Consider the following 18993-nt stretch of genomic DNA (forward strand, 5'->3'; position numbering starts at 1 on the left):
AGCGCTACCTCGCACGCCAGATCTACCGAAAGCTCGAAGCCCTCCACGCCCAGCCCGCCCCGGCTTGACAGACATAGAAGAGTCCACCGGCCCCACACCGCAATCGGCGGCCCACCCGCCCACCGCGTCCCCAACCTCACGGGACAGAACACCTAGCCCGCCCCGGCCAGCCCCGGCCGGCCCCGCGCCGGGCCGGCCGGTGTCGGCCGGTGTCGGCCGGTGCCCGTCCGGACCGGTCCGGGCACGACCGGTGTCAGTCCGGGTCCACCTGACGTGCGGTGGCGAACGCGCGCTCGGTCTCCCAGAAGGCACGCATGGACACGAGCAAACCGTCCGAGTTGACCCGGTACACCGCGACGAGGTCGGTGTCCACCCGGTAGTTCCCCGGCAGGTGCGAGGTGATGGTGCCGACGTTGGCGACCTCGTCGCCTGCCGCGTGCGAGTCCCGGATGGTGAACTCGAAGTGCTCCACCGTGCCGATGGTCATGTCCCAGAACGCCGACAGCCCGTCATGACCGTGGTGCCCCTTTCCCTCCGGATCGAACCCGGACGGGCCGACCGGGTCCTCCACGACAGCGTCCGCGGCGAACAGCGCGAGCCAGGTCTCCTTGTCGTGCCGCGCGGCGGCGTGCATCGACCGGTACGCGGCGAGCCGCGCCGGGGGTTGGTCCGCCTGCTCGTCCCAGCACACCGTGACAGTCACCTGAAACCTCCTAGACCGCGGAGATGGTCTCGTCCGCGAACTTCTTGATCGAGTCCTTCTTGGACGACACGTCGGCGTCGAACCCCAGCCCGTCGAAGACCCACGGCATCACCACGGCATCGGTGACGCCGATCTCCGCCTGCTCCCGGTAGCCGTCCGCACCGAACCGGTCGATGCACACGGCCTGGAACTCGAAGGGGTCGTCCGCCCGGCCCTGCTCGGCCAGTAGCTCGCGCAACCGGTCGATGGTCTCGCGCAGCTCCTCGAAGCGCATCATCGCCGAGGACCAGCCGTCGCCGTATCGGGCGGCGCGGCGCAGCGCTGCGGGGCTGTGTCCGCCGATGTAGAACGGCATGTGCTGTCGGGGTGCCGGGCTCATCCGGAGCTTGCCGAAGTCGAAGTGCTCCCCGTGGTAGTCGACCATCCCGCCACCCAGGATCAGGCGAAGCACCTCGATCGCCTCGTCGGTGCGCTTGCCCCTGCCCGCGTACGGCACCCCGCACCACTCGAACTCCTCCGGCAGCCAGCCGACACCCAGCCCGAGCCCGAACCGGTCCCCGGTCAGCGCGGCCACCGAGCCGAGCTGGCGTGCGAGCACGACGGGATGCCGCGAGCCCAGCTTGAGCACCGAGGTGTAGAAGCGGATCGTGCTCGTGGCGGCGGCCATCCAGGTCGTCGCCAGCAGCGGATCGACCCACGGTGTCTCGGCACCCCAGAAGCGGTTCCCGTCCGCGGTGTACGGGTACTGCGCGGAGGTCTCCTCGGAGTAGAACAGCGAGTCCGGCAGCGCCACGGACGAGAACCCGTTCTCCTCCCCGCACCTGGCGAGCTCCGCGAGCTGATCAGGCGGGCTCAGCGCGACGGACAGCGTGAACTTCATGGGCACCCGACCTTTCTGGACGCTGTCGATCCTACCCGAACAACTATAACGTGTTCTAGTATCGTGTCGAGAGGTTCGCGGATGCGGCAGGAGGAGATCATGGATTCCAGTGCCATCGACGACGCGGCAGGCAGGCTCCTGCGCGCCTACGACAAGGCCCGCCCCGTCGCGCCGATCGTCGAGGACTTCCCCACCGCGACCGTCGACGATGCCTACCGGATCCAGCAGCAACAGGTCCGGACATGGACCGCTGCCGGCGATCGGGTCAAAGGGCACAAGGTCGGCCTGTCGTCGGCGGCCATGCAGCGCCAGATGGGGGTCCACCAGCCGGACTACGGGCACCTGCTCGCCGGCATGTTCCACCTGGAGCACCAGCCCATCGACGCCGGGGCGTACCTGCAGCCACGTATCGAGCCGGAGATCGCGTTCGTGCTGGGCCGCGACCTGACCGGCCCCGGCGTCACGGTCGCCGACGCCTTCAGGGCCGTCGAGTACGTGGTGCCCGCCCTGGAGATCGTCGACTCGCGCATCACCGACTGGCGCATCTCGATCGTCGACACCATCGCGGACAACGCCTCCTCCGGCGGTGTCGTGCTCGGCAGCACACCGCACCCGCTGAACGCCGTCGACCTGCCGATGGCGGGCTGCACGTTCGGCATCAACGGTCACGTCGTGGGCACCGGCACCGGTGGTGCCGTACTGGGCTCCCCCATCAACGCGCTGGTGTGGCTTGCGAACACGGTCGGCCCGCTCGGCATCACCCTGCAGGCGGGTCACGTGGTGCTACCCGGATCGATCACCCGCGCCGAGCCGGTCCAGGCGGGCGATACCGTAGTGGCAACGGTTGCCGGACTCGGCAGCGTCACGGCTGTCATGGCCGGCCCGCATGCACAGCGGGAGAATTGAACCGAGGCCCTGAACTGTCCCACCACGTGCAGAAGGAGCGCACATGAGGATGCACATCGACACGGACGTATGCACCGGCCACGGAGTGTGTGAGGGGATCCGCCCGGACGTCTTCGAGGTCGGCGACGACGGCGTCGTGCACCTGCTCACCGAGGAGTTCACCGAGGACGACCGCCAGGATCTGGAGGACGCGGTCGACCAGTGCCCCACCCAGGCACTGCGGCTCGAGGGCTGACCACGTGCCCGAGCAGCACCTGGTCGTGGTCGGTGCCTCGCTGGCGGGGCTGCGTGCGGTCGAGGCCGCTCGCCGGGCCGGGTACGAGGGTGAGATCACCCTGGTCGGTGCCGAGGAGCACCTGCCGTACGACCGCCCGCCGCTGTCCAAGGAGTTCCTCACCGGCGAGGTCGAGCCGAACTACTTCCGGGACGAGGAGTCGCTGCGCACCGAGCTGGAGGTGGACCTGCGGCTCGGCACGGCCGCCAGCGAGCTGCGCCCGACCGAGCGCACCGTCGTGGCAGGCGGCGCCGAGCTGGCCTACACCGGCCTGGTGATCGCGACCGGCGCCCGTGCCCGCGAGCTACCCGGAACGCCCGCCCTGGACGGGGTGTACACGCTGCGCGGCCTGGACGACGCGCGTCGCGTCCGCGCCGCGCTGGGCCCCGGGGTACGCACCGTGATCGTCGGGGCGGGGTTCATCGGCTCCGAGATCGCCAGCTCGGCCCGCGCCACCGGCGCCGAGGTGACCGTACTGGAGGCCGCGCCCGTACCGCTGGCAGGCGCTGTCGGCGAACGGATGGGCGCGGCCTGCGCCGGCCTGCACCAGCGCAACGGCACGGACGTGCGGTGCCGGGCGACGGTGGCGGCGATCGAGGGTGCGGGCGCGGTCGAGTCCGTCGTACTCGACGACGGAACCCGGCTGTCGGCCGACGTGGTTATCGTCGGCATCGGTGCCGTGCCGGAGACGCGCTGGCTGGCAGGCTCCGGTGTGGCACTGGACGACGGCGTTGTCTGCGACGAGACGCTCAATGCGGGCTTTCCCGGTGTGTACGCGGCAGGCGATATCGCCCGCTGGCCGAACCCGCTGTTCGGCGAGACGATGCGGCTCGAACACTGGACCACCGCCGCCGAGCAGGGCGGCCTCGCCGCGCGCAACGCGATCGACCCCGAGCAGGCCCGGCCCTGTGCCACGGTGCCGTACTTCTGGTCGGACTGGTACGGCAGCCGGATCCAGTTCGTCGGCGTCCCCACCGCCGACGAGGTACGGGTCGCGGCAGGGGACGTCTCCGCGGACAGCTTCCTCGCGCTCTACCGCCGCGGCGAGCACGTGTGCGGCGCGCTCGGCCTGAACCAGCGCAGACCTGTCATGAAGCTGCGCGCCTTGATCGCCAAACACGGCACCTGGCAGGACGCGCTCGACGTCGCCGCAGCCGGCTGACCAGGCAGGGCGGGGCGGGCATCGACCGTACGTCGACGCGATCAGGGCTTCGATGCCCGGCTGCCCTCCACGGGGTGCAGCTGCGCAACCATGTCGACAAGACGATCCGCGATCGCGTCGAAGGGCAGGTAGCCCATACCCGCGAGCACCATTCCCCCGACGAACGCCATGGTGACCGAGTCCACCGCGTTCGACGGCATCGGCCGCAACGCGCTGGACAGCGACCGGGCGCACTCCGCGCCGATCTCATCCCGCAGGCGTGCCACCTCGGGATCGTCCGCCAGCAGGGCCGACGTGCATGCCCTGCTCAGCTCCGGCTCGCCGGCGAACACCCCGGTAATGCTCCGCACGATGTCGTGCAGCTCGGCGCCCTCCTCGACCGACGAGGTGGCCTCCTGGATCGTTCGCCACACCACGGAGCTGACCAGGTGCTCCTTGGAGGAGAAGTAGGTGTACGCGGTCGCGGGTGAGACATCGGCACGCTTGGCGACCGACCGCACCGACAGGTCCCCGTACTCCACTGCGCGAATCTCTTCGACAGCGGCGTCGAGCACCCGCTGAACGGTGCTCGCCCTGCGGCCGTCGACGATCCTGCGAACCGGCTCCATGACCCGATCGTAACCTCGCCCCGCCCAGGCGACCCGCACCGCGCCACCGGCCCGTCACCGGCCGCACCGGCCCCGTGCCGGCACAGCACATGCGAGGCGGTTCGACACCGTCCCGAAGGAACTCGGCATTGAAACACGTTCTACTAATCGCTAGCGTGGAGCGCATGGGACGTACCGACGGGAAGGTCGCCGTCATCACGGGCGGGGCCCGGGGCATGGGCGCCTCACACGCCCGGCATCTGGTAGCCGAGGGCGCCGCCGCGATCATCTGCGACATACTCGACGACGATGGCAAGGCGCTGGCGGACGAGCTGGGGCCACGGGCTCGCTATATGCATCTCGACGTGACGCAGCCCGATCAGTGGCAGGATGTCGTCGCCACCACGGTCGAGGAGTTCGGCAAGCTCGACGTGCTTGTCAACAATGCCGGGATCGTGAACGGCAGCACGATACAGAAGTTCGACCCGGACAAGTGGCGCGAGATTCTCGACGTCAACCTCACCGGCACGTTCCTGGGAATCCAGGCCGTCACGGACGCCATGATAGCCGCGGGAGGCGGCTCGATCATGAACGTCTCGTCGGTCGAGGGGCTGCGGGGAAGCCCGTGGGCGCACGGCTACGTCGCCACGAAATGGGCCGTCCGGGGGCTGGCCAAGTCGGTGGCGCTCGAACTCGCGCAGCACAACATCCGCGTCAACTCCCTGCATCCCGGCCTGATCCGTACCCCCATGACCGAGGGGATCCCTGACGACATGGTGAAGATCCCGCTCGGGCGCAGCGCCGACCCCAGTGAGGTGTCCACCTTCGTGGTCTTCCTGGCAAGCGACGAGTCGAGGTACGCCACCGGCACCGAGTTCGTCATGGACGGCGGCCTTGTCGCCGACGTACCCCACAAGTAGCCCAGCGCCCCACAGCCGGGACATCGCCGACCGGCGCACCCGCGCAAGCGACTCGTGAACCGCCTCGGGTCGCTCGGCACGGGCGGGCCCGAGTGCGGCGCACCGTGGCGCGGGACAGGATGCTACGCGGCCGTATAGCGTCCTCTTCCGGTAACCAGTGGCAGGTCCATTGTCGTCCTGATGCCCGGCGCCGCCGCGACCACGGCGGGAACCGAGTTCACGATCCGCCCTGCCGCAGCGACGATGGCAGCGTGGTTGTGATCCCCGTGGTGGCTGGTGGGACAGATGTCGACCGTGTAGGACGGCTCACCGGCAATGTCCACACGGTACGATCCACCCGCCTGTGCCGGTTGCGGCCAGTCGGGCCGCAGGTCCTCCCGAAGGCGCGTGACATGCTCGACGACGATGGCCGGTCGCCCGTCCACCCGGCCGGTAACCTCGAATCGCACCGCAGCCGTACCGCCATGGGGGATGTGCCCCGCAGCGACGTCGAACGCCTCGGGCGCGGGCTCACGCTCGTACCACTCGGTAATCGTGTCGACCTCGATGCCCAGCCCGGCCGCGAGCTGGCGGATCGTGGTGCCCCAGGCGATGCTCAGCACGCCCGGCCTGAACAACATCGGCACCTCGTCCAGCGGCATGCCGAAGCCCATGACGTCGAACATGACGGTGGCGCCGTCGTAGGTCGCGTAGTCCGCGATCTCCATACAGCGCACCTGGCTGACACGCTGACACGTCCCCGTGAACGTCAGCGGGACGAGGTCGTTCGCGAATCCCGGATCCACCCCGGTGATGAAAACGCTCGAACCGCCTCGCTGCGCGGCACGTTCCAGCTGCGCGATGGACTCCTCGGGCAGCAGCTGCCAGGGATACTGCAGCGGCACCGGCGCGGAACCGACAACGTTGATCCCCGCCTCGAGAATCCGCCTGCAGTCCTCCACGGCCTCGTCCATCCTGGTGTCTCCCATGGCGCAGTAGACGGCACAGTCGGGCCTCGTGGCCAGGACCGCATCGAGGTCGTTCGTCGCCGCGACACCCGTCGAGACGTCGATGCCGGCCAGCTCACCGGCATCCCTGCCCACCTTCTCTTTCGCGGACACCCACACACCAGCCAGCTCGCAGTCGGTAGCGCTGATCAACGCGCTCAGCGCCGGGCGCCCGACATTGCCCGTTCCGATGTGCACCACCCGCACACGCATCGAATCGACTCCTCACACTCGCGTCACCGGTGACGACGACGGTCGCGCACCGCGAACACACCGGACACCGGAACTCACCTGCCTCTACCCGGCGGACCGGCGGCCGGCCGGCCGTTCGTCGAGGAAGAACCGGGCCGCCTCGTGTATGGCCTCAGGGGCCGGTCCCGGGCACCACCCCAGTTCGCGCACCGCCTTGCTGTGATCCATCGGCGGCATGATGTGCATCAGCCGCACGCTCGTACGGGTCAGCCGCACGTCGCGATCGAGCACCCGCCCGACCGCTTCGCCGAGCACTCCGAGTACGGACATCACCGGCAGCGGGACCGCCCACCGGGGCGGCGCGACCCCGCCGACCTCGGCAGCGATCCGGTAGATCTCCCGGGAGCTCATGAACCGCTCGGCCACGATGTACCGGTGCCCCACCCTGCCGTGCTCCGCGGCAAGCACCATCGCCCGGGCCGCGTCGACGACACCGACCACCTCCGCGGCCGCACCCTCGACATACGCCGGCATCCGGCCACGCGCCGCTGCCGCCAGCAGCCCGCCGTGCGGTGTCGGCGCCCAGTCCCCCGGTCCGTAGGTGTTGGCCACGCACATCGCCACAGCAGGCAGCCCGCGCTGCCGGGCGTAGTCGAGTACGAGCGACTCGGCACGTACGCGCGAGCGGACATACGCCCCAGCTGTCTCGAACCAGTCGTGTGTGGTGTCCTCCGTAGCGGGCCCGTCCGAGCTCAGACCGATGGTTGCCAGCGTGCTGGTGAACACGAAGCGGTCCAGATCCGCCTCGACGGCCGCGTCCAGCACGACACGGAGGGCTTCGACGTTGGTGCGGAACAGTGGTGCGGGGTCCCGTAGCCACGCACGCGTGTCGACGGCGCAGTGGAAGACCACGTCACAGCCGGCCATGGCAGCCCGGACAGCGGCGGCGTCGAGAATGTCGCCGTAGACACGCTCCACATCGAGATCGTCGATGCCCGTGGTCGAGCTCGTATGCCGCAACAGGACCCGGACGTGATACCCCTGCTGCACGAGCTCCCTGGTCACGTGCGAGCCGAGGAACCCGCTTGCGCCGATCACCAGCTTGCGGCCACCCCGCGGGCGGGAGCTCGACCGGCCGCTCTGCTGCGCGGGCTCAGGAGCCGACATCATGCCCCTCGCCCGATCTCACGGTCCTCGGTGGACCGGGCCGCGCGTACGCGCCGGGCCGGTCAGCTTCCGTGATGTCACACGACATGCCCTACGTCCGATCGAGCCGACATGAACCGAAGTCTGGACAATTGTATAGAACATGTTTCACAAACGCCATGAGTCCCGCGCGGCGCGCTCGAGCACGAGGCACGATGACCGCACCGGCATGACAGGTTCCGGGTACGGATCCACTCCCGCCCGGTTCACACCACTGTCGCGGCCGTGGCCGTCGCGGCATGCCGTCCGGCGCGCCGCCCGAAGAACGATGCCTCACCGAGCTGGGTACCCGATGAGTAGCCGGCGCCGTCGTAGGCGATATTGGATGCGCACGCACCGACAGCGTACGCGCCGGGAATGGCCGACCCGTCCGTCCTGAGAAGCTGCCCGTCCACCGTTACCCGCAGGCCACCCATGGTGAATCCGCTGTAGAAGGCCTTGCCCGGCGTGAAGTCGTAGGCGCCGTACGGAGGTGTGTCGAGCGGGACGACGTACTCGGAGGCCTTGCCGAAACCAGGATCCGCACCGGATCGGGCAGAGGCGTTGTAGTCAGCCATCGTCCTGGCGAGGGCGCCTGCCGGGATGCCAAGACCTTCTTCCATCTCCTCCAAGGTCTCCCAACCATCCACCAAGGACTGGAATCCGTAGTGCGGCCGGGCCATCGTCGCGGAGTCGAGGATCAGATAGGCGGTCTGGTCCGGCTGGTCGAACACGTACGAGGCGACTCTGCCGTGGTACGAGTCCTCGTTGACGAAACGCTCTCCGTGTTTGTTGACGACGATGCCCTTGAGAAGCTCCTCCGGCGGGTAGAAGGGAGACGTGAAGAACGCTCCGTCCATGTGCTCCGCGACCCCGCCGACCGACTCCCCGAGACGAATGCCGAGCCCGTCGTCGTAGGAGTTTCCCAGCGGCATCCCCTTGCTCATGAGTGCGGTGAGCCGAGGCGCGTAGGCCGAAACCATCTCGGAGTTGAGTACGAACCCGCCTGCGGCAAGCACCACCGCACGTGCCCGGATGGCACCGGTCTGACCGAACCGCTTCCACGTGACGCCGGTGACGTCACCGTCCGACCCCACGACCAGCCCCGTGGCAGCGGTGTCGAAGCGCACCTCCACGCCCAGGTCGTCGAGTCGATCCAGGGCCAGGTCGAGAACGAACGCCGCTCCACCGGTGTCCCCGGCGATCGGCGGTTTGTGCCCGCGTGGCGCCGGTGCCGCGTGCTCGTTGAACGGCCAGCACTTCTCGTTGCCCGTATACATCAACCCTTCGGTGCCGGGTTGCACCACGGCCTTGCCGGGATAGTACGAGCGTTCGAAGGAGAACCCGAGCGACTCCAGCCAGTGGAAGTGCTCGACGCTGCCCTCGCAGTACGCCTCGATCTTCTCGGGGGCACACTCGGGCGACATCGCCCGCAGGTACTTCGCCATCTCCTCTGGCGTGTCATCGAATCCCGCAGCCTCCTGCAGCGGGGTTCCCCCGCCGAGATAGAAGTGCCCACCGGCCATGGCTGTCGTACAGGTGAGCCTGCCACCTCGATCGATCACCAGCACTCGTGAGCCCGCGGCGGCCGCTTCGAGCGCGGCACTCGCACCGCCCATGCCCGCGCCCACCACGAGCACATCAACCTCATCCGACCAGGTGTGCAACTCGTCCGCGCTGGTCGGCGTCGGGATCTCTGTCACCATCGCTCCATCATAATAGAACTTGTTCTACATCGCCAGGCAGGCCGGAGGCCGGCGGGTCACGAACACCCACCCCGGGACACCGAGTTGCGGCCCACGTCAACGGAACGCGCACACGCCACGACCCAACGTCACCCGGACAACCACCGGGACTCGCCCAGGTGCCGGTGAACCCGCTATTGGACAACTGCCCAGATAGCTGTACAGTAAACTGTCGTGCGCACGAACCCGTGATCACCACCCGGCGCGAGATCACAAGCGGCTTCGAAGGGACCGCCGATGGCATTCCGTATGGATGCAACACGTTCTAGCATGGCTCCCATGCGGCACGGAATCGTCTTGTTCACCAGCGACCGCGGGATCACACCCTCCGTGGCCGCCAAGGCGGCGGAGGACAACGGCTTCGACACCTTCTACGTCCCGGAACACACGCACATCCCCACCAGGCGGGCGGCCGCGCATCCTGGCACGGGAGACGAGAGCCTTCCGGACGATCGGTACATGCGCACTCTCGACCCGTGGGTATCGCTCGCGACGGCCGCAGCGGTCACCTCCCGCATCCGGCTGGCCACGGCCGTGGCGCTGCCCGTCGAGTCCGACCCGATCACGCTCGCCAAGACCATCGCGTCCCTCGATCACCTCTCCGGCGGGCGCGTGACGGTCGGCGCGGGGTTCGGGTGGAACACCGACGAGCTCAGCGACCACCGTGTCCCGGCAGGCAGGCGGCGCACCGTGCTCCGCGAGTACCTCGACGCGATGCGCGCGCTCTGGAACCAGGAAGAGGCCTCCTACGACGGCGAGTTCGTCTCCTTCGGACCGTCGTGGGCCTGGCCCAAGCCGGTCCAGCCCCAGCCGCCCGTGCTCATCGGCGCGGGCGGCGGGCCGAAGACGTTCGCGTGGATCGCGGCCAACGCCGACGGGTGGATCACCACACCCCTCGAGCAGGACATCACCGGCAAGGTCGACGCGCTGCACGACAACTGGCGGGCAGCGGGCCGCGCGGGTCATCCGGAGATCGTCGTGCTCGCTGCCGTGAAGCCCTCGGCCGAGGACATCGCCACCTGGGAGCGTATCGGCGTCACCGAGATCATCTGGGGACTGCCGGACAAGTCCGAGGACGAGGTGATCTCCTTCCTCGGCAGGCACGCGCGGCGCCTGGGACTGACGTCCGACGAGGGCGCCGCGACCGCAGCCGAGGCGAGCGCCACCGGTCATGCCGAGCGTTCCGGTAGCCGGTAGCGGGTGCCGGGTACGGGCGACCCCGCCCCGGAGCCCATCCTCGGGTCTACGGCCGTGGTTCGAGGATCACCACGGGGATCTCACGATCGGTCCATGACTGGTAGCTGGCGAAGTCCGCGTACATCTCCACGAGCCGGCGCCAGAGACTCTCCCGCTCCTGCCCTGACGCGGTACGCGCGCGCACCGCCCGGACCTCGCCGTTGACCTGGACCCGGGTGTCGGGGTCGGCACGCAGGTTGAAATACCACTGTGGATGGCTCGGCAGGCCACCCTGCGAGGCGACCACGACGAGGTTGTCCCCGTCCGGCATGTACAGCAGCGGGATGGTGAACACCGTGCCGGACTTGCGTCCTCTGTGGTCGAGCAACAGGGTGTCGACGGGCTTGCGGAAGGCGGCTCCGATGCGCCACTTGCCGCCCAACCGCCCGTTGGTCCGCCGGTACAGCCACACCTGCGCCCTGCTCATTCTCTTGATGATCTTGGGCACGAGTGGCGAGTCCAGCCCTTTCGGGCGCGGTTTGACGTTAACCATGATCAACCAATCGGCGTGATGGGTAGGGAATGGCGTGGCTCGAACTCGAACGAGGATCCCGTGCTCAGCCGGGTCACAGCCACCTCGCCGAACTCCTCGGCGGGTTCGTCGCGCTCGACGACACGGCAGCTCCACTCCGACTCGTCTCCCTCGACGAGCACGTCGAGGTGGGGGTCAACGGCACGCACGATCGCCTGGAGCGGCTCGACGGCCCGCGGTCCGCACCGCGTGATCCAGGCGCCGTCGTCATGAGCCGGTGAGCGCCGGACGGTGAACCCGTCGCCCGTGAACTCCGCGGCGACGTAGGCAGCAGGGTTCAGCAACGGGTGCAGCCGGAGCACGGCTACCGCACCGGTGACGCCTCCGGGAAGCCGCAGCGCGCGGTGGATGCGCTCCGCCCCGATCCCGGCGATACCGCGCAGCTGCTTCGCACCCACCTCCGCGGCACCGTCCGGCTCCAGCCGCGCCGAGACCGCACGGCCGAAACCGAGATTGAGCAGGTGCATCTGCAGGCATACCTCGTCGGCGATCCGTGCCAGCGCGGAGCGCGAGAACGCGGCGAAGTCCAGGTCGCTGAGCAGCGGGCCCGAGTAGTCGGACATGCCCTCCTCGGCCTCCTCGATCGGGTCGAGCACGATCGAGGCCGCGTGCGTATCCCTGTTCCGCGTACACCCGACCGACTCGCCCACAGGCTCGTGCGATTCGTCGATCGTCACCGTCCACATGCAATGCGGCTGCCGGTCCGGTGGCGTGCGCGGCGGCCGGTGCACGGGCCGCACCTGTGCCTTCGGGTTGGTGGCGACCGCCGTGGCGTCGAACGTGGGGTCCTCGATGTCATGGCACATCCCCTTGACGTACGCATCACCCATCGGCTCGACATCCATCAACGCGCCGCAGTGGTCCAGGTGGAACGTGCCGTGGTTCGGGTCGGTCACGTGATAGCGGAAGTCCATGAACTGCGGTGGCGCGCCGATGTCGAGCTGCAGGCCCTTGAAGATCGTCACGACGTCGGTGCCCTGGAAGTTCAACGCCCGCTGCATCCGTGCGGTGTAGATCGGGCTGGCGGCCATCCACTCCTCGATCGCCACCCGGAGCATCCCTTCACGACCGAGCGAGGAGATACACCACGCCATCCCGGACCGGTCGATCAGCTGCCCCATGAGGAGCAGCTCCGGCACGAGCGTGGCGAGCTCACCCCGCTCGAGATCGCGATACCTGCTAACCATCCAACCATAATAGAACATGTTCTCGTTCCGCCGACAGTCCCGAACGGGTAGGAGCCGAATGTGACACCGGGCTCCCTAGATGGAACCGAGGTCACCTTGGGCTCCTACGACCCCGCGCCAGCCGGAAAGCGCCGAAGGTGACCTCGGTTCCATAGAGGGAGCCGAACGTGACATTCGGCTCCACCACCTCAGGGGGTTGCTGCGGTGGCAGGCTCGCGTTCGGCGAGGATCTCCAGGGCGATGTCGATGATCATGTCTTCCTGGCCGCCGACGTAGCGGCGCTCGCCGCAGCGGTAGAGGATCTCGTGCGCGGGGACGCCGTACCGCTCGGCGGCACGCTCGGCGTGCAGCAGGAACGAGGAGTACACGCCCGCGTAGCCCTGCACGATCGAGGAGCGGTCCATCACAGGCAGGCGCGTGATGAACGGTTTCACCACGTTCTCCGCGGCGTCCATCAGCCCGTCCTTGTCGACCCCGGTGCGCGCGCCGATCCGGTCGAACGTCGCCGCGAGCACCTCGGTCGGCGAGTTGCCCGCGCCCGCGCCGAGCGCGACGAGCGACCCGTCGATCTGCCGCGCACCCGCCCGGTAGCACAGCACGGAGTTCGCAACCCCGAAGCTGAGGTTCTGGTGCCCGTGGTAACCGACCTGCGCGTCCGTACCGAGCTCGTCGACAAGCGCGGCAACCCGGTCCGATGCGTCCTCCAGCACGAGCGCGCCCGCCGAGTCGACGACGTAGACGCACTGGCAGCCTGCGTCGGCCATGATCCTGGCCTGCTTGGCCAGGTCCTCCGGCGAGGACATATGCGACAGCATCAGGAACCCGACCGTCTCCAGGCCCAGATCCCGCGCCGCCTGGAAGTGCTGGATCGACACGTCCGCCTCGGTGCAGTGCGTGGCGATCCGCACCGCGCCCGCACCGAGATCGGCAGCGGCGCGCAGGTCGGTGACCGTGCCGAGGCCGGGAAGTAGCAGCACCGCGATCGTGGCACCGGAAGCCTCCTCCACCGCTGCCGAGATCAGCTGCTTCTCGTCGACCAGCGAGAACCCGTAGTTGAACGTGGAGCCGCCGAGCCCGTCGCCGTGCGTCACCTCGATCAACGACACCCCTGAGGAGTCCAGCGCGCGCACCGTGTCGCGCACGTGCTGCTCGGTGAACTGGTGCGCCATCGCGTGGCTGCCGTCGCGCAGCGTGGTGTCCACGATCCGCACGTCCCGCTCGACGTCGTCCCACATGCTCATACCCGCACCGCCGTGTCCTTGTCGATGATCTTGCTGGCGAGCTGCTCCCCGACCTGGGAGGCGGCCGCCGTCATGATGTCCAGGTTGCCCGCGTAGGTCGGCAGGTAGTCGCCGTTGCCCGCCACCTCGAGGAACACGGCGACCCGCGCGCGGTCGCCCCAGCCGGGCCGCGGGTCGTCGTACTGCGGTTCCGCCTTGAGGGTGTAGCCCGGAACGTACTCCTGCACGTCCCGCACCATCCGCCGGATCGAGTCGGTGATCGCGTCCCGGTCGGCGGCGGGGTCGATCGCGCAGAACACCGTGTCGCGCATGATCATCGGTGGCTCGACCGGGTTGATGATGATGATCGCCTTGCCGCTGTCCGCGCCGCCGACCGTCTCGGTGCCGTGCGCGGTGGTCTCGGTGAACTCGTCGATGTTGGCCCGCGTCCCCGGCCCGGCCGAGCGGGAGGACACCGAGGCCACGATCTCCGCGTACGGAACCGGGGTCACCCGCGAGACCGCGTGCACGATCGGGATGGTCGCCTGCCCACCGCAGGTGATCATGTTGACGTTGGGAGCGTCCAGCTGGTCCGAGATGTTGACCACCGGGCAGGTGAACGGTCCCAACGCGGCGGGCGTGAGATCCACGGCCTGGATACCGGCGTCGGCGTAGCGCGGCGCGTTCGCAGCGTGCGCCTTCGCCGACGTCGCCTCGAACACCAGGTCCGGCACCTCCGGCTGGGACAGCAGCCAGTCGACCCCCTCGGCCGAGGTCCGCACGCCCAGCTCGGCGGCGCGCGCGAGACCGTCGGACTCGGGGTCGACACCGACCATGTAGCGCACCTCGACGTTGCCGCTGCGGCGCAGCTTGGCGAGCAGGTCGGTGCCGATGTTGCCGGAGCCGACGATCGCGGCGACGGCCTTGCCGTCATGCATAGGACACCTCACGTCACGGAGTTTGACTCGACACCCTTCACACTTCCCCGGGCCACCCGGCACACTCAACACATGCGTGCCGCTGAGCGGAACGACCCGCAGGAGAGCAGCCCGTCGACGACGGCGCGCATCACCGCGCTGCTCACCGCCTTCCGCCCTGGGGACGACGCGCTCGGGGTGTCCGAGCTCGCCAGGCGCACCGGCCTGCCCAAGACCAGCACCCACCGCCTCGTCCGGCACATGCTCGCCAACGGCCTGCTCGAGCGCGACGGCGAGGCCGTGCGGCTCGGGCTGCGGCTGTTCGAGATCGGGCAGCTGGCCACCCGGCAGCGCGGGCTGGTCGACGCGGCCCGGCCGCACCTGGCCGACCTGCGGGAAGCCACGCACAACACGGTGCATCTGGCCGTCCTGGAAGGCACCGAGGTCGTCTACCTCGACGTGCTGCGCGGGCCGGACGCCCCGCGGCTGCCGTCCCGGATCGGGGGGCGCTTTCCCGCGCACGCCACCGGGGTCGGCAAGGCGATCCTGGCCTACTCCGCCGCGAACGTGCTCGACACCGTGCTGGCGGCAGGGCTGAGGCCGGTCAGCAAGAAGACCATCACCTCACCTGCCGTGCTTCGCAACCAGCTCGCGCGGATCCGCGACTCGGGGATCGCCTACGACCGCGAGGAGTCCGGTGTCGGCGTGGTCTGCGCGGCGGGCCCGCTTCTGGACGGTGCCGGGCGGGCGGTCGCGGCGATCTCCATCTCCGGCTGGAGCAACCGGATGCGCACCGACCGGATCGCGCCTGCCGTACGCACCGCGGCGCTCACGCTGTCCCGCACGGTCACGCTGCGCTGACCGGGACCGGCCACCGTCGCCCCTGCCGGGCCGGTTCGGCGGTCACCGGGTCGTCACGCGGTTCCCCGCGCCGCGCGGGGCGAGCGCCCGCGGGCTACGGTCCCGGTATGTCCCTCTGGGAACGGCTGCAGAGCGTGCTCGTCGCGGCGAGCGCGGTGGCAGGCACGCTCGCCGGCCTGGCGCTGCCGATCGGCGAGGCCGCGGGGCACGTGGTGCTGCCTGCGCTGCTGCTGATGCTGACCGGGGTGTTCGTCCAGGTCGACGCGACGTCGCTCGGCGAGGCACGTCGCGCGCACACCGTCGTGGCCGCCAGCCTCGTCCTCAACTTCGTCTGGACGCCACTGCTGGCGTGGGCCTTGGGGACGGTCCTGCTCGGCCACAACCCGGACCTGCGGATCGGGCTGCTGCTGTTGCTGGTAACACCGTGCACCGACTGGTACCTCGTGTTCACCGGGCTCGCGCGGGGCCACATGGGTGTGGCCGCCGCGCTGCTGCCGATCAACCTCGTGCTGCAGCTGATGCTGCTGCCGCTGTACGTCATGCTGCTCGGCGGGCCGGTCACGTCGATAGCGCTCGGCACGATCGTCCAGGCCGTGTTGCTGGTCCTGCTTGTGCCTCTCGCGGCTGCGGTGCTACTGCGCTCGGCGAGCTCGCGCTGGGCGGGGGCGGGCCTGCGGGAGCGGGTGCTGGACCCCGTGGCGTCGGCATCGGCGGTTCCGCTGCTGCTCGTGGCGGTGTTCGCGATGTTCGCCTGGCAGGCGCGCACCGTCGTCGAGCACGCGCTCGCCGTCGTCACCCTGCTCGGCCCGCTCGCCGTCTTCTTCGTCGTCATGCCTGCCGTGTCCACGGCTACCGGGCGGGCACTGCGGCTGCCGCGCAGCCAGCGGGTCACGCTGACGATGAGCACGGTGGCCCGCAACTCGCCGATCGCGCTCGCGCTCGCGGTCGCCGCGTTCCCCGGCCGCCCGCTGATCGCGGTGAGCCTCGCCGTCGCCCCCCTGATCGAGCTCCCGGTACTCGCGCTGATCAGCCAGCTCGTCCGGGGTCGCAGCGACGCCCCTGCCGGGTAAGGCCGAACGCGGCCATCGGGACGCCGGACCGGACCGGGTTGATTCATCGCCCGAATGGAATATAATCGCCGCATGGCGATGCGTATTGCGAGCGAGCCCGCGCGGCACACCGATCTGGATGCCGCGGTCTCGCTGTTCCACAGCCTCTCGGACAGCACGCGCCTGGCGATCGTTCACCGGCTCGCCATGGGGCGGGCACGGGTCACCGACCTGGTCGGCGAGCTCGGGCTGGCCCAATCCACCGTGTCCAAGCACATCGCGTGCCTGCGCGGCTGCGGCCTCGTCGACGGCGAGCCGGAGGGCAGGCAGACCTTCTACGCCCTGGTCCGGCCCGAGCTGCTGGATGTGCTCACCGCGGCGGAGTCCGTACTCGACGCGACGGGAAACGCGGTGACGCTGTGCCCGACCTACGGCACGCACGGAGGTGAGTCATGAGCGACGCGTGCGGGTGCGAGCACCCCGAGCCCGAGGAGGCGCAGCCGGGAACGTTCTGGCGGCTCCGCGAGGTCCGGTTCGCGGCCGCAGCCGGGGTGCTGCTGCTGGCAGGCTACGTCGCGGCCTGGTCGGGCGCCCCCAGCTGGAGCGTGCTCGCGGTACACGCCTGCGCGCTCGCGGCAGGCGGGTCGATGTTCGTGCCGGGCGCGCTGCGCGCGCTCGCGCGCGGCTCGGTCGGTGTCGGCACGTTGATGACCATCGCGGCGATCGGGGCGGTGCTGCTCGGCCAGGTCGGCGAGGCCGCGACGCTGGCGTTCCTGTACTCGCTCGCCGAGAGCCTCGAACAGTACTCGATCAGCCGCACCCGGCGCGGCCTGCGCGCCCTGCTTGACCTGGTGCCCCAGCAAGCCACCGCGCGGCGCGACGGGGTCGAGGTGACCGTGGCCACCGGCGACCTCGTTCCGGGGGACATCCTCGTGGTGCGTCCCGGTGAGCGCGTCGCCACCGACGGGCGGATCATCCACGGGCGCACGTCCCTGGATGTCTCCGCCATCACCGGGGAGTCGGTCCCTGTCGAGGCAGCCACCGGCGACGAGGTGCTCGCCGGGTCGATCAACGGCACCGGCGCCGTCGAGGTCCGCGTCACGCGCACGGTCCAGGACAACTCGCTGGCCAGGATCGTCTCCATCGTGCAGGCCGAGCAGGAGCGCAAGGGCGCCGGACAGCGGCTCGCCGACGCCGTCGCCAGGCCCCTCGTACCCGGGGTCATGGTGGCTGCAACGGTGATCGCCGCCGTCGGCTCCCTCGCGGGGGACCCGTCCGTGTGGATCGAACGCGCCCTCGTCGTGCTCGTGGCCGCCTCCCCGTGCGCGCTGGCGATCTCCGTCCCGGTGACCGTGATCTCCGCCGTCGGCGCGGCCAGCAGGCTCGGCGTACTGATCAAGGGAGGCGCGGCGCTCGAGTCGCTCGGCTCGGTACGCGGCATCGCCCTGGACAAGACCGGCACCCTCACCCGCAACGAGCCTGCTGCCATCGCGGTACGACCTGCGCACGGGGTGCATCGCACGCGGGTACTGTCCGTGGCTGCGGCGCTGGAGGCGCGCAGCGAGCACCCGCTCGCCCTCGCGATCGGCACCGCGGCCGCCGGGTCCCGTGACGGGGCAGACGTCACCCCGGCACGCGACGTCGAGTCGGTCACAGGGGCCGGGCTGACGGGGTGGCTCGACGGGCGGCCTGTGCGGCTGGGCAGGCCGGGCTGGATCGACCCCGGCGAGCTCGCCGCGGACGTCTCGGAGCTCCAGGAACGCGGGGCCACCGTGGTCTGCGTGGAATCCGACGGCGGAACCATCGGGGTGATCGCCGTCCGTGACGAGCTGCGCCGGGAAGCCCCTGAGGTCGTCGGCGGCCTGCGCGCGCGGGGCTACCGGGTCAGCATGCTCACCGGCGACAACACGGCCACCGCACGCTCGCTCGCCGCGGAGGCCGGCATCGACGCCACCGAGGTACACGCACAGCTACGTCCGGAGGACAAGGCCGACGTCATCCGCACCCTGAGGCGCCACGGCGCCACGGCGATGGTCGGTGACGGCGTGAACGACGCTCCCGCCCTGGCATCGGCGGATCCCGGCATCGCGATGGGCGCGATGGGCACGGACGTGGCCATCGAGACCGCCGACGTCGCGCTCATGGGCGAGGACCTGCGGCACCTCCCGCGCGCGCTGCGGCACGCCCGCCGCGCGCGCGGCATCATGCGGCAGAACCTCGGCCTGTCGGTGGCGATCATCGTCTGCCTCGTGCCGCTCGCGCTCACCGGCGTGCTCGGTCTGGCCGCGGTGGTACTGGTACACGAGCTCGCGGAAGTCGTCGTCATCGCCAACGGCGTCCGGGCAGGCCGCACCGGCAGGCGAACCGGGCTCGGCGAGGCACAACCGGGGGCCGTGGCCGCGGCAGGCATGTCCGGATCGGCCGGGCGTGCCGCCTGACGCCACGCTCCTC

At 69.9% G+C, this 18993-nt stretch carries 19 protein-coding genes; 9 read left to right on the forward strand and 10 right to left on the reverse strand.

What is annotated here, in order from left to right; genetic code table 11:
* Nucleotides 1-253: 253 nt before the first annotated feature.
* Entirely contained in the window at nucleotides 254-703 is a 450-nt protein-coding gene (locus CHB84_RS19395; protein WP_176440045.1) for a nuclear transport factor 2 family protein, read from the reverse strand.
* A gap of 10 nt (nucleotides 704-713) precedes the next feature.
* A complete protein-coding gene (locus CHB84_RS19400; RefSeq protein WP_089303092.1) occupies nucleotides 714-1583 on the reverse strand; it encodes a TIGR03619 family F420-dependent LLM class oxidoreductase in 870 nt (289 codons plus the stop codon).
* Nucleotides 1584-1682: 99 nt separating this feature from the next.
* Here CHB84_RS19400 and CHB84_RS19405 point away from each other — a divergent pair, with 99 nt between their 5' ends.
* From CHB84_RS19405 to CHB84_RS19415, 3 genes are read left to right on the forward strand one after another with little or no spacing between them, the layout of a single operon-like run.
* On the forward strand, nucleotides 1683-2489 hold the full coding sequence (locus tag CHB84_RS19405; RefSeq protein WP_089303128.1) for a 2-keto-4-pentenoate hydratase: 807 nt from the start codon (nucleotides 1683-1685) through the stop codon (nucleotides 2487-2489).
* Nucleotides 2490-2532: 43 nt separating this feature from the next.
* Nucleotides 2533-2724 (forward strand): ferredoxin, encoded by a 192-nt coding sequence (locus CHB84_RS19410; RefSeq protein ID WP_089303093.1) that lies wholly within the window; start codon nucleotides 2533-2535, stop codon nucleotides 2722-2724.
* Between the two features lie 4 nt (nucleotides 2725-2728).
* Nucleotides 2729-3925: an NAD(P)/FAD-dependent oxidoreductase gene (locus CHB84_RS19415; protein WP_089303094.1), complete on the forward strand. Its 1197-nt coding sequence runs from the start codon at nucleotides 2729-2731 to the stop codon at nucleotides 3923-3925.
* A gap of 41 nt (nucleotides 3926-3966) precedes the next feature.
* Here the strand turns inward: CHB84_RS19415 and CHB84_RS19420 are convergent, their stop codons facing one another.
* On the reverse strand, nucleotides 3967-4533 hold the full coding sequence (locus CHB84_RS19420) for a TetR/AcrR family transcriptional regulator (RefSeq protein ID WP_089303095.1): 567 nt from the start codon (nucleotides 4531-4533) through the stop codon (nucleotides 3967-3969).
* 164 nt (nucleotides 4534-4697) lie between these two features.
* Here CHB84_RS19420 and CHB84_RS19425 point away from each other — a divergent pair, with 164 nt between their 5' ends.
* Nucleotides 4698-5432 (forward strand): glucose 1-dehydrogenase, encoded by a 735-nt coding sequence (locus tag CHB84_RS19425; RefSeq protein WP_089303129.1) that lies wholly within the window; start codon nucleotides 4698-4700, stop codon nucleotides 5430-5432.
* Nucleotides 5433-5554: 122 nt separating this feature from the next.
* Here the strand turns inward: CHB84_RS19425 and CHB84_RS19430 are convergent, their stop codons facing one another.
* The 3 genes from CHB84_RS19430 to CHB84_RS19440 form a co-directional block, all read right to left on the reverse strand.
* Complete coding sequence (locus CHB84_RS19430) at nucleotides 5555-6631, reverse strand: NAD(P)H-dependent amine dehydrogenase family protein (protein WP_089303096.1); 1077 nt, start codon at nucleotides 6629-6631, stop codon at nucleotides 5555-5557.
* A gap of 84 nt (nucleotides 6632-6715) precedes the next feature.
* Entirely contained in the window at nucleotides 6716-7777 is a 1062-nt protein-coding gene (locus CHB84_RS19435) for an NAD-dependent epimerase/dehydratase family protein (RefSeq protein WP_089303130.1), read from the reverse strand.
* Between the two features lie 245 nt (nucleotides 7778-8022).
* Entirely contained in the window at nucleotides 8023-9501 is a 1479-nt protein-coding gene (locus CHB84_RS19440; RefSeq protein WP_089303097.1) for an FAD-binding protein, read from the reverse strand.
* Between the two features lie 318 nt (nucleotides 9502-9819).
* Here CHB84_RS19440 and CHB84_RS19445 point away from each other — a divergent pair, with 318 nt between their 5' ends.
* Nucleotides 9820-10737: an LLM class F420-dependent oxidoreductase gene (locus CHB84_RS19445; protein WP_089303131.1), complete on the forward strand. Its 918-nt coding sequence runs from the start codon at nucleotides 9820-9822 to the stop codon at nucleotides 10735-10737.
* A 46-nt stretch (nucleotides 10738-10783) separates the two neighbouring features.
* Here CHB84_RS19445 and CHB84_RS19450 read toward each other — a convergent pair whose 3' ends face one another.
* The 4 genes from CHB84_RS19450 to CHB84_RS19465 form a co-directional block, all read right to left on the reverse strand.
* A complete protein-coding gene (locus CHB84_RS19450) occupies nucleotides 10784-11203 on the reverse strand; it encodes a nitroreductase family deazaflavin-dependent oxidoreductase (RefSeq protein WP_425432319.1) in 420 nt (139 codons plus the stop codon).
* Nucleotides 11204-11271: 68 nt separating this feature from the next.
* Complete coding sequence (locus CHB84_RS19455; protein ID WP_089303099.1) at nucleotides 11272-12495, reverse strand: hypothetical protein; 1224 nt, start codon at nucleotides 12493-12495, stop codon at nucleotides 11272-11274.
* Between the two features lie 188 nt (nucleotides 12496-12683).
* Complete coding sequence (dmpG, locus tag CHB84_RS19460; protein WP_089303100.1) at nucleotides 12684-13736, reverse strand: 4-hydroxy-2-oxovalerate aldolase; 1053 nt, start codon at nucleotides 13734-13736, stop codon at nucleotides 12684-12686.
* A complete protein-coding gene (locus CHB84_RS19465) occupies nucleotides 13733-14653 on the reverse strand; it encodes an acetaldehyde dehydrogenase (acetylating) (protein ID WP_089303101.1) in 921 nt (306 codons plus the stop codon). Before CHB84_RS19465 ends, dmpG begins: the two co-directional genes overlap by 4 nt.
* Nucleotides 14654-14725: 72 nt before the next feature.
* On the opposite strand from CHB84_RS19465, the gene CHB84_RS19470 reads away from it, so the two are divergent.
* The 4 genes from CHB84_RS19470 (at nucleotide 14726) to CHB84_RS19485 (ending at nucleotide 18980) form a co-directional block, all read left to right on the forward strand.
* Complete coding sequence (locus CHB84_RS19470; protein ID WP_089303132.1) at nucleotides 14726-15493, forward strand: IclR family transcriptional regulator; 768 nt, start codon at nucleotides 14726-14728, stop codon at nucleotides 15491-15493.
* A gap of 107 nt (nucleotides 15494-15600) precedes the next feature.
* Nucleotides 15601-16563 carry an arsenic resistance protein gene (locus CHB84_RS19475; RefSeq protein WP_089303102.1) on the forward strand — a complete coding sequence of 321 codons (963 nt, stop codon included), beginning with the start codon at nucleotides 15601-15603 and terminating at the stop codon, nucleotides 16561-16563.
* A gap of 72 nt (nucleotides 16564-16635) precedes the next feature.
* Complete coding sequence (locus tag CHB84_RS19480) at nucleotides 16636-16998, forward strand: ArsR/SmtB family transcription factor (protein WP_089303103.1); 363 nt, start codon at nucleotides 16636-16638, stop codon at nucleotides 16996-16998.
* Nucleotides 16995-18980: a heavy metal translocating P-type ATPase gene (locus CHB84_RS19485; protein WP_089303104.1), complete on the forward strand. Its 1986-nt coding sequence runs from the start codon at nucleotides 16995-16997 to the stop codon at nucleotides 18978-18980. Before CHB84_RS19480 ends, CHB84_RS19485 begins: the two co-directional genes overlap by 4 nt.
* The last annotated feature ends 13 nt before the right edge of the window (nucleotides 18981-18993 follow it).

This window comes from Haloechinothrix alba, assembly GCF_900188115.1.
In the GTDB taxonomy this organism is placed as follows: Bacteria; Actinomycetota; Actinomycetes; order Mycobacteriales; family Pseudonocardiaceae; genus Haloechinothrix; species Haloechinothrix alba.